Origin of the sequence: Variovorax nitratireducens, assembly GCF_051216545.1 — a bacterium.
GTDB lineage: Bacteria > Pseudomonadota > Gammaproteobacteria > Burkholderiales > Burkholderiaceae_C > Variovorax.
Genome location: NZ_JBPJZO010000002.1, coordinates 409,445 through 425,321 on the forward strand (window position 1 = coordinate 409,445; position 15,877 = coordinate 425,321).

12 protein-coding genes are annotated in these 15,877 nt (G+C 66.5%); 8 read left to right on the forward strand and 4 right to left on the reverse strand.

Annotated elements, in window-relative coordinates:
- Positions 1–16: 16 nt before the first annotated feature.
- From ACSFA8_RS07300 to rsmA, 3 genes are read left to right on the forward strand one after another with little or no spacing between them, the layout of a single operon-like run.
- Complete coding sequence (locus ACSFA8_RS07300; RefSeq protein ID WP_435478829.1) at positions 17–2,407, forward strand: LPS-assembly protein LptD; 2,391 nt, start codon at positions 17–19, stop codon at positions 2,405–2,407.
- A gap of 11 nt (positions 2,408–2,418) precedes the next feature.
- On the forward strand, positions 2,419–3,846 hold the full coding sequence (locus tag ACSFA8_RS07305) for a peptidylprolyl isomerase (protein WP_435478830.1): 1,428 nt from the start codon (positions 2,419–2,421) through the stop codon (positions 3,844–3,846).
- Complete coding sequence (rsmA, locus tag ACSFA8_RS07310) at positions 3,843–4,619, forward strand: 16S rRNA (adenine(1518)-N(6)/adenine(1519)-N(6))-dimethyltransferase RsmA (protein ID WP_435478831.1); 777 nt, start codon at positions 3,843–3,845, stop codon at positions 4,617–4,619. The genes ACSFA8_RS07305 and rsmA overlap by 4 nt, the downstream gene beginning before the upstream one ends.
- 347 nt (positions 4,620–4,966) lie before the next feature.
- Here rsmA and ACSFA8_RS07315 read toward each other — a convergent pair whose 3' ends face one another.
- The 3 genes from ACSFA8_RS07315 to ACSFA8_RS07325 form a co-directional block, all read right to left on the reverse strand.
- A complete protein-coding gene (locus tag ACSFA8_RS07315; protein ID WP_435479206.1) occupies positions 4,967–5,386 on the reverse strand; it encodes a barstar family protein in 420 nt (139 codons plus the stop codon).
- 62 nt (positions 5,387–5,448) lie between these two features.
- A complete protein-coding gene (locus tag ACSFA8_RS07320) occupies positions 5,449–5,862 on the reverse strand; it encodes a guanyl-specific ribonuclease (RefSeq protein WP_435478832.1) in 414 nt (137 codons plus the stop codon).
- A 182-nt stretch (positions 5,863–6,044) separates the two neighbouring features.
- Complete coding sequence (locus tag ACSFA8_RS07325; RefSeq protein ID WP_435478833.1) at positions 6,045–8,390, reverse strand: NADP-dependent malic enzyme; 2,346 nt, start codon at positions 8,388–8,390, stop codon at positions 6,045–6,047.
- Between the two features lie 196 nt (positions 8,391–8,586).
- On the opposite strand from ACSFA8_RS07325, the gene ACSFA8_RS07330 reads away from it, so the two are divergent.
- From ACSFA8_RS07330 to ACSFA8_RS07350, 5 genes are all read left to right on the forward strand, one after another.
- A complete protein-coding gene (locus ACSFA8_RS07330; RefSeq protein WP_435478834.1) occupies positions 8,587–9,642 on the forward strand; it encodes an SPFH domain-containing protein in 1,056 nt (351 codons plus the stop codon).
- 118 nt (positions 9,643–9,760) lie between these two features.
- The gene (locus tag ACSFA8_RS07335; protein WP_435478835.1) at positions 9,761–11,239 is read left to right on the forward strand and encodes a DUF4178 domain-containing protein; all 1,479 of its coding nucleotides are present in this window, start codon (positions 9,761–9,763) and stop codon (positions 11,237–11,239) included.
- A gap of 180 nt (positions 11,240–11,419) precedes the next feature.
- A complete protein-coding gene (locus ACSFA8_RS07340; protein ID WP_435478836.1) occupies positions 11,420–11,638 on the forward strand; it encodes a DUF350 domain-containing protein in 219 nt (72 codons plus the stop codon).
- 34 nt (positions 11,639–11,672) lie between these two features.
- Entirely contained in the window at positions 11,673–13,202 is a 1,530-nt protein-coding gene (locus ACSFA8_RS07345; protein WP_435479207.1) for a polyamine aminopropyltransferase, read from the forward strand.
- A 109-nt stretch (positions 13,203–13,311) separates the two neighbouring features.
- On the forward strand, positions 13,312–14,892 hold the full coding sequence (locus tag ACSFA8_RS07350) for an FAD-dependent oxidoreductase (protein WP_435478837.1): 1,581 nt from the start codon (positions 13,312–13,314) through the stop codon (positions 14,890–14,892).
- Here ACSFA8_RS07350 and ACSFA8_RS07355 read toward each other — a convergent pair.
- A complete protein-coding gene (locus ACSFA8_RS07355; RefSeq protein ID WP_435478838.1) occupies positions 14,883–15,869 on the reverse strand; it encodes a hypothetical protein in 987 nt (328 codons plus the stop codon). The two genes, ACSFA8_RS07350 and ACSFA8_RS07355, sit on opposite strands and share 10 nt — an antisense overlap.
- Positions 15,870–15,877: the final 8 nt, after the last annotated feature.

Here is a 15,877-nt window from a genome sequence, read left to right on the forward strand (position 1 = left end):
CTTGTTGCCTGTGCCGATGCCTGATCTGACCCGCGCCACCCGGCGCCGGTGCCGCCCTCCGCTGCCGCTGGCTGTGCTTTCGCTCGCGTTGCTGCATGCCCATGGCGCCGCAGCGCAGGGCGCAGACTTCGATGCGCCGCTGACGCTCAAACGCACCCCTCAACTGCTGGAAACGCTGCCGAAAGCGATGCGCGGCGAGCAGTCGAGCTTCATCACCGGCGACAAGATCACGGGCCGGCCCGATCTGGAAACCGTGGTCACCGGCAATGCTTCGCTGCGCCGCGGCGACACCGTGATCAACGCCGACCGGCTCGAATACGACCAGCCCGGCGACCTTGCCAAGGCCACCGGCAACGTGCGCGTGAACCAGGCCGGCAATGTGTACGAGGGGCCGGAACTCGAACTCAAGGTCGAGAGCTTCGAAGGCTTCTTCAACAATGTGCGCTACCGCTTTCTCGCCACTGGCGGTCATGGCGATGCGCAGCGTATCGACTTCGTCGACGAGTCCCGCTCGATTGCGCGGCAGGCCACCTACACCACCTGCCGGCGCGAAGACTTCCCGGGCTGGGTGCCGGCCTGGATGCTGAGCGCGACCAGGCTCACCACCGACACCGAAGAAAACGTCGGCGTGGCCGAGAACGCGCAGCTCTCTTTCATGGGCCTGCGCACACCTCCCTTCCCGAGCCTGAGCTTTCCGCTCAGCAGCGCGCGCAAGAGCGGCTTCCTGCCGCCGACGATCGGTGTCGACAACATCAACGGCATCGAGGTCACGCAGCCGTACTACTGGAACATCGCGCCGAACCGCGATGCCACCTTCACCCCGACGGTGATGAGCAAGCGCGGCGTGAACCTGAGCAACGATTTCCGCTATCTCGAAAAAGGCTACAGCGGCGAGATCCGGCTCGACTACATGCCGAGCGATACGCTGCGCAGCCGCGATCGCTGGGGCATCTGGGGCCACCACTCGCAGACCTTCGACCCCAAGCCTTTCGGCCTCGATTCGCTGAGCGCTTCGCTCAGCCTCAACCGTGTGAGCGATGACGACTACTGGCGCGACTTCACGCGCACGCCGTCGCTCACCCAGCGCCTGCTCGCGAGCGAGGCCTCGCTCAACTGGAGCAAGGGCGACTGGAGCGGCCAGGCGCGCGCCTTGCAGTACCAGACGCTCAAATACGACCTGTCGCCGATCACGCCGCCCTACGACCGGTTGCCGCAGATCACCGCCAACTACAACAAGTACGACTGGAACGGCTTCGACATCACGCTGAACACCGACTACACGCGCTTCAGTGGCGACCCGTCGGTGCAACTCCAGCCCAACGCCGAGCGGGTCTACGCGCTGGCGGCGATCAGCCGGCCATTCCTGACGCCCGGCACCTTCATCATTCCGAAGCTCCAGCTGCACACCCGCGCCTACCAGTTCGATGCGCCGCTTTCCACCGGTGCCAGCTCGGCCAGCAGCACTGTGCCGACCTTCAGCCTCGACAGCGGCCTGATCTTCGAGCGCGACGCGAGCTTCTTCGGCCGCTCGTTCCGCCAGACCCTCGAGCCGCGCGCGTTCTACGTCTACACGCCCTACCGCAACCAGAGCGTCATTCCGGTGTACGACACCGCGGCGAACGACTTCAACTTCGCCACGATCTACACCGAAAACGCGTTCTCGGGCAACGACCGCATTGCCGACAACAACCTGCTCACGCTGGGCGTCACCTCGCGCCTGATCGATCCGGATACCGGCGCCGAGGCGGCGCGCTTCGGCATCGCGCAGCGGCTCCGGTTCGCCGATCAGAAAGTCCAGTTGCCCGGCGTCGCGCCGGTGACCGACCGGGTCAGCGACTTGCTGCTCGGCGCCCAGATCAACTGGACGCCGAAGTGGAGTGTCGACACGACGATTCAGTACAACCCCGACACCCAGACCTCGACGCGCAACACCGTCGGTGTGCGCTACAGCCCCGGACCGTACCGCACCATCAGCGCGGCCTACCGCTTCCAGGCCGATTCGAGCGTGGGCGCGGGCGACGGCAACAAGTCCATCGATATCGGCTGGCAGTGGCCGCTGAACGACCTGTGGGGCGACAAGGGCAAGGACCTCGGCCCCGGCAAGGGCCAGGGCGGCGGGCGTTGGTACTCGGTGGGCCGGCTCAACTACAGCATGATCGACCGCAAGCTGACCGACGCCGTGGTCGGCCTCGAATACGACGGCTGCTGCTACATCGCGCGCGTCGTGCTGGAACGTCTGACCACCGGCCAGGTCACAGCCAACAAGCGCATCATGTTCCAGCTTGAGTTCGTCGGCTTTTCGAGCGTCGGTTCCAGCCCGATGCAGACCTTGCGAACCAACATCCCGCGCTACACGCCGCTGCGCCAGCCGGTTCCCGGCCCCAGCCGCTTCACCAATTACGACTGAGCATCTTCGCCATGAAACACCTTCGCTCCACCCTCACCCTGGCCGTCATTGCGGCACTGGCCGCGGCGTCCGGCGCGCAGGCGCAAGGCACCCGCCCCAGCACCGCGAGCACCGCCAGCCGCGGCATCACCGACATCATGCGGGCGCCCCAGCGTTTCGGCGCGGTGCCGCCGGCGCCACGTGCGCCCGCAGCGCCGACGACGCAACGTGCCGCCGAGTACATCGTGGCGTTGGTCAACTCCGAACCGATCACCAATTCCGACGTGCAGCAGCGGGTGGCGCGCATCATCGAGCAGAACCCGGCCGAGGCCGGCAAGATCCCGCGCCCTGAACTGAATTCGCTGGTGCTCGAACGCTTGATCGGCGAACGCGCCCAGTTGCAGGTTGCCAAGGAACAGAACATCAAGGTCGATGACGTGGCGGTCGATCAGGCCGAGCAGACCGTGGCGCGGCAGAACCAGCTCACGGTGGAAGAGTTGCGCAAGCGCGTGGCGGCCGAAGGCCTCACGCAGGTGGAGTTCCGCCGCGACCTGCGCAACCAGCTGCTGCTCACGCGTTTGCGCGAGCGCGAGGTGGAGCCACGCGTGAAGATCAGCGACCTCGAAGTCGAGCAGTTCCTGCGCGACCAGCGCACCTCGCCCAATGCCGCGCTGGCACCCGACATCAACATCGCGCAGATCATGGTGGCGGTGCCCGAAGGCGCCAGCGACGCTCAGGTCGCCACGCTGCAGCAAAAGGCCCAGGGCATCGCGCAACGTGCGCGCAGCGGCGAGGATTTCGCCAAGCTCGCCACCGAACTGTCCGACTCGCCCGACAAGGCCAACGGCGGTGCGCTGGGATTGCGCAACGCCGAACGCTACCCGCCCCTGTTCGTCGAAGCGACGGCGTCGACCCCGGTGAACGGCGTGGCCGGGCCGGTGCGCTCGGGTGCCGGCTTCCATGTGCTCAAGGTGCTGGCCAAGGTACAGGCCGGCGCGTCGGATGCCACCGTCACGCAAACCCAGGTGCGCCACATCCTGCTGCGCACCGATGCCCGCCTCACCACCGAGCAGGCGGTGGCCAGGCTGGCGGACTTCAAGCGCCGCATCCAGGGCGGCACGGCCGACTTTGCCGGGCTGGCACGCGACAACTCGCAGGACGCCAGCGCCAAGGATGGCGGCGAAATAGGCTGGTCGCGTTCGGGCCAGTTCGTGCCCGAGTTCGAGGAGGCCATGAACCGCCTTGCGCCGGGCCAGATCAGCGATCCGGTGGTGTCGCGTTTTGGCGTGCACCTGATCCAGGTCGAAGGCCGGCGCGAAAACAAGCTCACGCCAGCCGAACAACGCGAAGCCGCGCGCAACGTGCTGCGCGAGAAGCGTCTTGACGAAGCCTTCGACACCTGGTCGCAGGAAGTCCGCGCCCGCGCGTATGTCGAGTTTCGCGAACCGCCGCAGTCTTGAAGCACATCGCGCGCAAGCGCTTCGGCCAGCATTTCCTGTCCGACGGCGGCATCATCGACGCGATCGTGCAGGCGATAGCGCCGCAGCCGGGCGATGCGATGGTCGAGATCGGGCCCGGGCTGGCCGCACTCACGCAGCCGCTGGTCGAACGGCTAGGCCACCTCACCGTGATCGAACTCGACCGCGACCTGGCGGCGCGCCTGCGCGCCCATCCGCAATTGGAGGTGATCGAGTCCGACGTGCTCAGGGTCGACTTTGCAGCACTGGCGGCACAGAAGGCGCCGGCCCCGTTGCGCGTGGTGGGCAACCTGCCCTACAACATCTCGACGCCGATCCTCTTTCACCTGCTCGGCTCTGCGCACCTCATCGCCGACCAGCACTTCATGCTGCAGAAGGAAGTGATCGACCGCATGGTGGCGCGCCCCGCCACCTCCGACTACAGCCGGCTCAGCGTGATGCTGCAGTGGCGCTATGCGATGGAGAACGTGCTGTTCGTGCCGCCCGAGAGCTTCGAGCCGCCGCCGCGGGTCGACAGTGCCGTGGTGCGCATGGTGCCGTTGGCCGAGCCGCCGGTGGTCGATGCGGCGCGCCTGGGCGAGATCGTGCAGGTCGCCTTCAGCCAGCGCCGCAAGATCATGCGGCACACGCTGGGCAAATGGCTGGAGACGCACGGCTTTGCCGGCCGCTTCGACGTGCAGCGGCGCGCCGAGGAGGTGCCGGTGGCCGAATACGTGGCCCTGGCACAAGCCGTTCCACCCGCCGTGACCCCATAAAAAAATGCCTCGCATTGCGAGGCACTTTTTTGTTCGTGAAACACCGCGGATCTGGCTCAGCCAGTCCGCTGGTGTTGCCCCCGGTAGGGGGTAGGCGAAGCGGACACGAAGTGCCGCGCAGCCTGGGGGCGAGCAACAGCCCCCGAGCAACAGCTACGCGGCAGCCAGCCAGTAGCCGGCATTGAAAGGGCTGCTCATGCGCAGCGCCAGTGGCGAGACGTCGACCAATTTGTCGGTCGGCATTTTCTCGGCGTTGGGATCGGCGTTCAAGTCGATACCCGGGAGCACGTTGGTGCCCTGCGAAGCCTCGTTCGCCCGTTCTGCTTGGCTGGTGTGTGCAGAACGGGCTACAGAAAAGAATAGAAGCACCTGAACGGTATCTTCCGGTCCCCCCAGTAGTCAGAGGCGTCGCGGAAGATGTCGAGCAGCTGCTCGCGGGCTTCCTTGTCGAACTTGGCATTGGCCGGGATCTGCTCGAGCACGATCACGAAGCCGGGCTGCGGGCCCGATTTGTGCAACGGGTCGGTCATGCAGTCGTACAGCGCATCGAAGTTCTTGCCGAAATGCGCCGGAAAGGTGAACTGCTGGGCGATCAGGTCGAGCACGTCCTGCTTGGTCTGGGCGTTGCCCAGATTGGCATACAGAAAGTGCTGGCCCGCCGAATGCGCCGCTTCCTGCAGGTCGCTCACGCGGAAGGCGCGAATCGACTGCACGATGTTCGGTCGCACGGCACGAAGGGATAAGGTCATCTCCGCTGGTCTTTCCATGGTTGTCGTCGTCATTTTTTCCAGGCGCTTCGGGGCGCCGCTCCAATCGAGTTCATCGCTGCTCATGGCACGATCCGCCGAAAGCTGGCGTAGTGGTCGGCCGTATACCAGCAGGCCACCGGTGTCGTGCGCTCGCCCCCACAGACGATGCGCCGCGCACCGCGATCACGCGAACCGGGGGTATCGACCGTGTATTCACGGTAGTGGCCACGCCGTTCCCGCGGCAGCAGTTGTTCGCGGTTGCCGAACACCGAGCCGTCTTTTTCATGTCGGAAGGAACCACCGTTCAAAATGGTCGCGTAGGTTTTCTGCCCTTGCATCGGCAGTTCGGTCAACGCAATCGATTCCCGAACCGGCTGCCCGGCTTTGGTGCCGAACCACTCACGAGCCTGAACTCCGGTGCTCAACGCCAACAGCAGCAAGCCGGTGAGCGCAAAACTGGAAAAAGGGGACGTGTTCGGGGCGTTAGCCACCATGGAGCACCAGAAGGAAAAAGAGCGGAGCCGAATCAGGGATCAACCTTGGGGTTAACCCGCAAATTCAAGCCCGTGAGTGTGCACCAGCCTTGCCCAAATAGCAAGCGCCTGCCCAAGGAATGGGCAGGGCGAAGAGGGCGATCCCCTCGCAACGAAGTTAGCGATTGCTGTCGGGAAAACGCTCAGCGCTCGGCGTTGGCATCCGCAACGGTGAGTGCCGTCATGTTCACGATGCGGCGAACTGTTGCACTGGCGGTGAGAATATGCACAGGTTTGGCCGCACCGAGCAGCACCGGCCCGATCGCAATATTTCCGCCTGCCGCCGTTTTCAGCAGGTTGTAGGAAATATTGGCCGCGTCGATGTTCGGGAATACCAGCAGGTTGGCGTTGCCCGCCAGCGCGCTGTGCGGCATCACGACGGCGCGCTGCTTGCCGTCGAGCGCCACGTCGCCGTGCATTTCGCCGTCGACTTCGAGCCACGGCGCCTGTTCGCGCAGCAGCGCCAGCGTCTTGCGCATCTTGATCGCGCTGGGCTGCTCGCTGGTGCCGAAGTTCGAATGCGACAGCAGCGCGGCCTTGGGCTTCAGGCCGAAGCGCATCATTTCCTCGGCTGCCATGGTGGTGATCTCGGCCAACTCTTCCGGGGTCGGGTCGTAGTTGACATGGGTGTCGACCAGGAAGATCTGGCGATCGGGCAGCAGCAGCCCGTTCATGCAGGCATACACCGGCACGTCCTGCGGCGTGCTTTCGCAACCGCCGGCGCGTTTGCCGATCACCTGGTCGATGTAGTGCAGGTGCGTCTGGGTGGTACCCCAGGTGCCGCAGATCAAGCCATCGACCTCGCCCTTGTGCAGCAGCATCGACCCGATCAGCGTCAGGCGGCGCCGCATCTCGATCTTGGCCGTTTGCACGGTCTGGCCCTTGCGCTCGGTCATGCGGTGGTAGGTCTGCCAGAAATCGCGGTAGCGGTGATCCTGCTCGACGTTCACGATGTCGTAGTCGAGCTCTTCCTTCAGGCGCAGGCCGAACTTTTCGATGCGCGCCGCGATGATGGCCGGGCGGCCGATCAGCGTCGGCCGGGCAACGCCCTCGTCGACCACGATCTGCACCGCGCGCAGCACGCGCTCCTCCTCGCCTTCGGCAAAAGCCACGCGCTTCTTGCTGGCGCGCTTGGCGGCATCGAAGATGGGTTTCATCGTCGTGCCCGACGCGTAGACGAAGCTCTGCAGGCGGTCGCGGTAGGCGTCCAGATCCTTGATCGGCCGGGTTGCCACGCCGCTGTCTTCGGCGGCCTTGGCCACGGCCGGCGCGATCTTCATCATGAGCCGCGGATCGAACGGCTTCGGAATCAGGTATTCGGGGCCGAAGCTCAGCTTCTCACCGACGTAGGCAGCCGCCACACGCTCGCTCTGCTCGGCCTGGGCCAGGTCGGCAATCGCATGCACCGCTGCGATTTCCATCTCGTCGGTGATCGTGGTGGCGCCGCAATCGAGTGCGCCGCGGAAGATGTACGGGAAACACAGGACGTTGTTGACCTGGTTCGGGTAGTCGGTGCGGCCGGTGGCCATGATGATGTCGCCGCGCACCGCGTGCGCGTCTTCGGGCGCGATCTCGGGATTCGGATTGGCCAGTGCAAAGATCACCGGGTTGGCCGCCATCTTCGCCACCATGGCAGGCTTCAGCACGCCGCCGGCCGAGAGGCCGAGGAACACGTCCGCGCCCTCGATCACTTCGGCCAGCTTGCGCAGGTCGGTCTTCTGCATGTACTGGCGCTTGTCGTCGTCCATCAGCTCTTCGCGGCCTTCGTAAACCACGCCGGCCAGATCGGTGACGTAGACGTTCTCGCGCTTCAGGCCGACCTTGAGCAGCAGGTTCAGGCAGGCCAGCGCCGCGGCGCCGGCGCCCGAGGTGACGAGCTTCACCTTGGCGATGTCCTTGCCCGCGACCTTGAGGCCGTTGACCATCGCCGCCGCCACCGTGATGGCCGTGCCGTGCTGGTCGTCGTGGAACACCGGAATCTTCATGCGCTTGCGCAGTTCGCGCTCCACGTAGAAGCAGTCCGGCGCCTTGATGTCCTCGAGGTTGATCGCCCCGAAGGTCGGCTCCAGCGCGGCGATCACCTCGACCAGCTTGACCGGATCCTTCTCGTCGATCTCGATGTCGAACACATCGACGCCGGCGAACTTCTTGAACAGCACGCCCTTGCCTTCCATCACCGGCTTGGAGGCCAGCGGGCCGATGTCGCCGAGGCCGAGCACCGCAGTGCCGTTGGTGATGACGCCCACCAGATTGCCCCGTGACGTGTACTTGAAGGCGTTGAGCGGATCCTTGACGATCTCCTCGCAGGGCGCCGCCACACCGGGCGAGTAGGCCAGCGACAGATCGCGCTGGTTCACCATCTGCTTGGTCGCCGCGATGGCGATCTTGCCGGGCACCGGAAACTCGTGGTACTCGAGCGCGGCGCGGCGCAGTTCGGTGCGCTTGTCTTCGGCGCTGGGGGCAGTGATGGTCGAGGCGGAATCGGACATGGGCAACTGGCTCCGGCTGTCGCTGGCGCGCGTCGAATGGCGCGTCCGCGACACTGTTGTAGGGGGCGCGATTGTAGACCCGGGGCCTGGCGGCATAGCCAGCATGGCCGGCCTGCGCGGCCGTCAAAAAGCCGGCGAAGGCCGGCGCCAATGTGGCAATATGCCCCCGCCCAGAACAACCTGACGAGGAGAAGCCATGGCCCTGATGGATTTCATCAAGAAGCAGTTCATCGACATCATCCAGTGGACCGAGACCGGCGACGGCACGCTGGCCTGGCGCTTCCCGATGGCCGAGATGGAAATCCAGAACGGCGCCTCGCTCACGGTGCGCGAGTCCCAGGTTGCGGTGTTCGTCAACGAGGGCAAGGTGGCCGACGTGTTCGGCCCCGGCATGTACAAGCTCACGACGCAGACGCTGCCGGTGCTCACCTACTTGAAGAACTGGGACAAGCTGTTCGAGTCCCCGTTCAAGAGCGACGTCTACTTCTTCAGCACGCGCCAGCAAGTCGACCAGAAGTGGGGCACGCCCCAGCCGATCACGATCCGCGACAAGGACTTCGGCGCGGTGCGGCTGCGCGCCTTCGGCAACTACAGCTTCCGCATCGGCGATGCCAAGCTGTTCCACACCGAGATCTCGGGCACGCGCGACATCTACAGCGTGGCCGACCTCGACGGCCAGCTGCGCGGCCTGGTGCTGCAGAACATCAGCAACGCCATTGCCTCCAGCGGCGTGCCGTTCCTCGATCTCGCGGCCAACCAGATCCAGTTCGCGACGGCGCTGGCCACCCAGTTGGTGCCCGAGTTCGCCAAGATCGGCATCAAGCTCGAAGGCATCACGGTTCAGAACGTCTCGCTGCCCGAAGAACTGCAGAAAATCCTCGACCAGAAAATCGGCATGGGCATGGTCGGCAACGACATGGGCAAATTCATGCAGTACCAGACCGCGCAGGCGATTCCGAAGTTCGCCGAAGGCTCGGGTCAGGGCAGCGGTATCGCGGGCGACGCGATGGGCCTGGGGGCTGGCGTGGCGCTCGGCCAGGTGATGGCGCAGAACCTGGCGCAGGGGCTGAACCCGAACAACAACGCGGCCGCTGCCGCTGCGGCTACCGCGGCCCAGCCCGCGGTAGCCGTGGTGAGCGCTGCCGACGTCATGACCACGCTCGAAAAGCTCGGCGAGCTCAAGACCAAGGGCATCCTCACGCAGGAAGAGTTCGACGCCAAGAAGGCCGACCTGCTCAAGAAATTGGTCTAACCCCCAGTCTTCGCGCACTTCGTGTCGCTACGCCAACCCCCTTGCAGGGGGCAACACCAGCGGCCCGGCAAAGCCGGTTCCGCGGTGTTCCTGAACCTGCTTGCCGGCCATCGCCGCCATGGCTGAGGCCCCCCAACGCGCCTACCGCGCGCCCTGCCCCGGCTGCGGCGCGCCGGTCGAGTTCCGTTCGGCCCAATCGACCTTTGCCGTCTGCCCCTACTGCCAGAGCACCGTGGTGCGGCAGGGCGACACCCTGGCGCGCATCGGCAAGATGGCCGAGCTGTTCGACGACTTCAGCCCGCTGCAGCTGTTTGCCGCTGGCCGCATCCAGGACAAGCCCTTCACGCTGGTCGGCCGGCTGCAGTACAGCTACCCGGGCGGGCGCTGGACGGAGTGGATCGCTGCGCTCGACGGCGACCGCACCGGAACGCTGAGCGAGGACAACGGCGCCTACGTCTTTTCGCTGCCGCTCGAATTGCAGCGGCCCGCGCCGCCGGCCGGCGAGTTGCGCGTGGGCGCCACGACCGCCTTCAACGGCCAGAACTACACGGTGGCGTCGAGCGAACTGGTGTCGCTGCTGTCGGCCCAGGGCGAACTGCCGCGGCTGCCGGAGCTCGGCAAGCCCTTCACCGTGGTCGAACTTCGCAGCGACAAGGGCCTCGTGCTCAGCCTCGACTACGACACCAGCCCGCCCGGCGCGTACCTCGGCCGCGCGGTGCAGCTCGAAGACCTGCAGCTCACCGGCCTGCGCGACGAATCGGCCAAGGACGAAAAAGGCCGCGGCTTCGCCTGCCCCAACTGCGGCTCGCCGGTCACGGTCAACTTCGAGAACAGCAAGAGCATCACCTGCGCAAGCTGCAACAGCATCATCGACCTGACCCAGGGCATCGGCGGCGAACTCAAGCATGCCGAGCAGGACGAGCCGGTGCGCCCGCTGATTCCGCTCGGCACCCTGGGCCAGCTGCAGGGCGTGACCTGGCAGGTGGTGGGCTTCCAGCACCGCATGGGGGCTGAACCCGGCGACGACGAGCACTTCGGCTGGGACGAATACCTGCTTTACAACAAGAAGCGCGGCTTCAGCTTCCTGGTCGATGCCGAAGACGGCTGGAGCATGGTCAAGCCGACGACCGGTGCGCCGACCCTGGCCAGCAGCAATGCGACCACCGCCACCTACCTGGGCAAAAGCTACCAGCAGCAGTACGCCTACAACGCCGAAACCACCTACGTGGCCGGCGAGTTCTATTGGAAGGTCGAGCGCGGCCAGAAAACCTTCAACCGCGACTTCGCGGCGGGCAAGTCGCTGCTGTCGATGGAGCGCTCGGCCAGCGAGTTGACCTGGTCGTCCGGCGACAAGCTCGACAGCGCCGCCGTCGCCACCGCCTTCAAGCTCGATGCGAAAAAGGAGATGTTCAAGCGCAACGATGCGGCGCCGCTGAGCGCCGCGTCCGGCCTGGGCTGCGGCACCATCATCCTGATCGTGGTGGTGATCATCATCCTGCTGATCATCCTGAGCACCTGCAGCAGCTCGTCGGGCAGCGGTTACCGCAGCTCGGGCGGCTCGTCCGGTGGCTACTCGAGTGGCGGTGGGCACAAATGACCACCCCCAGGCTTCGCGCACTTCGTGTCGCTTCGCCCTCCCCCTCACCGGGGGCAACACCAGCAGGCCGGCGAAGGCGGTTCTGCGGTGTTCCCCGACTTGGCGGCGCCAGTTTTGGAGCGCGCGCATTGTGCGATGACTGAGTGCAAACTGAATCAACTTTGACTGGAGGTCCTCATCATGGGATTTGAATGGCTGAAACCGGGCGTGGTCCTCGGCTCCCTCGTGTACGCGCTGGTGGGCGTCGTGATCTTCTGGCTCTGCTTCCTGATCATCGACAAGATCACGCCCTACGACCTGTGGAGCGAGATCGTCGAGAAGCAGAACGTGGCGCTCGGCCTCGTGGTCGCGGCCATGAGCCTCGGCATCTGCGTGATCGTCGCGGCGGCGATCCATTGACGCTGTGAGCGCCGCCTCTGCGCCCGCGCGGGCCATGGGCGCGCGGCCGGTCGAGATCGCGCTGCTGGCCAGCGTGTTCGTCATTGCGGCCTGCGGGCTGGTGTACGAGTTGACCGCGGCGGCGCTGAGCTCCTACCTGCTCGGCGACTCGGTGCTGCAGTTCAGCACCATCATCGGCACTTACCTGTTCGCGATGGGCGTGGGTTCCTGGCTGTCACGCTACTTCGAGCGCCAGTTGCCGGCGCACTTTCTGCGCATCGAACTGCTGGTGGCGCTGGTCGGCGGCATGTTGCCGGCCATCCTGTTTCTTGCCAACGCCTGGGTTCCGGGCGCGTTCCGGCCGCTGCTGTATGGCCTGGTGATGGTGGTCGGCGCGCTGGTCGGGCTGGAGATCCCGCTGGTGATGCGCATCCTCAAGCGCGACGTGCAGTTGAAGGATCTGGTGTCGCAGGTGCTCACCTTCGACTACCTCGGCGCGCTCGCGGTGTCGATCGCCTTCCCACTGCTGCTGGTGCCGCAGCTCGGCATGATCCGTACCGGCCTGCTGTTCGGCTTCATGAATGCAGCGGTGGCGTTGTGGGCGCTCTGGTTGTTCCGCCACGAACTGCGGCGCGTCGGCGCTCATGCGCTGGCCTGCCTGCTGACACTGGCCGCCCTCGGCGCGGCCTTCGCCGGCGCGGAACACATCACGACCGTGGCCGAAGACAAGTTCTATCAAGACCGCATCGTGTTCAGCGCGAGCTCGCCCTACCAGCGCATCGTGGTCACGCGCGGCCAGCTTGGGCACCGCCTCTTCCTGAACGGCAACCTGCAGTTCGCCGAGCGCGACGAGTACCGCTACCACGAGGCGCTGGTGCACCCGGTGATGGCCGCACAGGGCGCGCCGAAGAAAGTCGCGGTGCTCGGTGGCGGCGATGGCATGGCGGTGCGCGAGATCCTCAAGTACCCGTCGGTCGAGCAGGTCACGCTGGTCGAGCTCGATCCGAGCATGACGACCCTGTTCAGCACGCACGAAACCTTGTCGGCGCTGAACGGCGGTGCGCTGAAATCGCCGAAGCTGAGCATCGTCAACACCGATGCGTTCCAGTGGCTGCAGCAGGGCGGCCCGAGCGCCGACGATACCTTCGACGTGATCGTGGTCGACTTTCCCGACCCGACCAACTTCGCGATCGGCAAGCTCTACACCAGCGCTTTCTACGCCTTGCTCGAAAAGCGCCTGTCGGCCAGCGGCTACGCCGTGATCCAGACCACCTCGCCATTGGTCGCGCGCCGCAGCTTCTGGACGGTCGCCACGACGATCGAATCGGTGGGCTTGCTGGCGACGCCCTACCACGCGCATGTGCCGAGCTTCGGCGAATGGGGCTTCATCATCGCGAGCCGCCGACCCTACCGGCAGCCCGACGCATTGCCCGACGGCTTGCGCTTCCTGACGGCAAAGACACTGCCGCTGTTGTTCGATTTTCCGAAGGACATGGCGCGGGTGCCGACTGAAGTGAACCGTCTCTCGAACCAGATTCTCGTCACCACCTACGAGCGGGAATGGGGCAAGGTGGTGGCGCATTGATTGCGCACACCCCCAGTCTTCGCGCACTTCGTGTCGCTGCGCCAACCCCCTGGCAGGGGGCAACACCAGCAGCCCGGCAAAGCCGGTTCTGCGGTGTTCCCGGCATGGCATGAGACGGCGCGACTTCGTCGGCGCTACGGCGGGGGCATTCGCGCTGGGGGGCTGCAGCCCACCGGCGGTCGAGATCGCGGGCGGTTTTACCGGCATCGATGTCGCGCGCGGGCACGCGCTGCGCGATGGCGCGTTGCGCGCGAAGGTGCCGACGCAGGTGCGCCGTACCCGCGTGGTGATCGCGGGGGGCGGTATCGCGGGGCTGGCGGCGGCGCGTGCGCTGCGCCAGTCCGGCATCGAGGACTTCGTGCTGCTCGAACTCGAAGACACGGCCGGCGGCAACAGCCGGGGCGGTGCGGTGGGCGGCATCGCCTGCCCGCTCGGCGCGCACTACTTGCCGGTGCCGGGCGACGATGCGGCCGAAGTGCAGAACCTGCTGGAGGAATTCGGGCTGCGCCAGCGCGTGGCCGGACGCTGGCAGTACGACGAACGCCATCTGTGCCACAGCCCGCAGGAGCGCATTTTTTTCGAGGACGAATGGCACGAGGGCCTGCTGCCGGTGCAGGGCGTCGGTGCCACCGCGCTGGCGCAGTACCGCCTGTTCGGCCAGCGCGTCGAGGCGTTGCAGGCCGCGGCGCGCTTCGTCATTCCCACTTTGCATGCGCCGCTTTCGCCCGTGTTGCTGGCGCTCGACGCGGTGACGTTCGCGGACTGGCTCGATCGAGAAGGCTTCGACGAACCGCACCTGCGCTGGTATCTGGACTACTGCTGCCGCGACGACTACGGCGCCGATGCGGCGCATGTGTCGGCCTGGGCCGGCATCCATTACTTCGCGAGCCGTCACGGCTTTAATGCGCCGGGCGACGGCAGCGAGGAGCGCGATGCGGTACTGACCTGGCCCGAGGGCAACGGCTGGCTGGCAGGCCGGCTCGCGCAGCCGCTCGGGGATCGGCTCCGTTGCGGCCAGGTCGTCACGCGCATTGCCGAGACGCGGGACGGGGTCGAGGTCGACGTGTTCGACGTGGCATCGAAGTCGCTGTTGCGCTGGCAGGCGGAGCGCTGCATCGTCGCGTTGCCGGTGTTCATCGCCGCGCGCGTGGTCGAATCGCCGCCCGTAGCATTGCGCAACGCGGCCGCACACCTGGCGTACGCGCCCTGGCTGGTCGCCAACGTGCACCTGCGCGCGCCGCTGGCCGACCGCCCCGGCGCCGCGCCCAGCTGGGACAACGTGGTGTACGGCACGCGCGGCCTCGGCTACGTCGATGCGCGCCACCAGACGCTCGACCCGACCCCCGGCCCGACCGTGCTGACCTGGTACCGGCCGCTCGGCCCCAGCCGCTACGACCCGGGCGACGGGCGCCGACTGCTGCTCGAGCGTCCGTGGAGTGGCTGGCGCGACGAGCTGCTGGACGAGCTGTCGGTGCCGCATGCCGATCTGCGCACGCAAGCGACGCGCGTCGACATCACCCGCTACGGCCACGCGATGGCGATGCCTGTGCCCGGGCTGCTGCGCCGGCTTGGCGCGCAGGCGCCATCCGCGGGGCGGCTTGCCTTCGCGCACGCCGACTGGTCGGGCTATTCGATCTTCGAGGAGGCGTTCACGCGCGGGCACCTGGCCGGGCGTGCTGTTCAGCGCTGAACGGCCTGCGGGCGCAGCAATGCGTCTATGGCGGTGACGGATGCGCCAACCGAATGGCCCTGGTACCAGTCGAAGGCCGCCCGCGAGATGCGCTTCAGGTCGGCCGGCGCCGGCTCTGCGGCGGGCACCCCGTGCAGGTAGTTCGCGCCGCTCTCCAAGCCGTCGTAGGTACCTGTGTTGCCCGACAGCAGCACCGGCACCAGCCCGTGCGCGCAATAGGCGCCGAACACGCTGCTCTTGGCCACGCAGTGCGGCGAGTAGGCCACCATGCCGAAGGTCGCCGAGCGCATCAGCGCATGGATGCGCTCAACCGGCAGGCGGCCGTGCAGCGTGACGCCGTGCGCCTGCAGCGAGGCCGCGATGTCGGCGTCGCGGATCGTCGAGCCGATGTCGTGCAGCGCGACACCGTTGGCGCCGGCCCATCGGAACAGCGGCTCGCCCGCCTCGCGCCAGGTGCCGGCGCGCAGCGGCTCGCTGCCGAACACCACCAGCGACTTGTCGCGCACAGGCGGCAGCTCGGCCAACTCGCCCACGCTCGAATAGATCGGCAGCCGCACATGCGGCACCCCGTCGGCCCGGGCCTGCAGCCAGTCGGTGGACACCTCGATGTTGGAGATCCAGAAGTCGGCATGCCTGGCCAACTGCGTCGCGATGAAGCGCTGCACCGGCGACACCCAGAACACCGACGACAGCGGCGAGCTGCTCTGCGCATGGGTTTCGTGGAAGAAGACGCCGAAGCGCTTCATGCGCGGCCGGTTCCGGCGCACCCAGGCCAGCAGATGCAGCGGCGCGCCGTAGCGGCCGTAGCCGTAGCCGCTGTAGTGCAGCAGCACGCTGTCGCCGTCCATCGCCATGTCCCGGGTCGGGTCGAACACCAGCATGCGCGCGTCGCCGCCGAGCTGCGCGGTCATGGTGGCGACATAGTCCATCACCCCGCCCGACTGGTTGGGGATGATCATCGAGATGCGGTCGGACATGCAGCGCC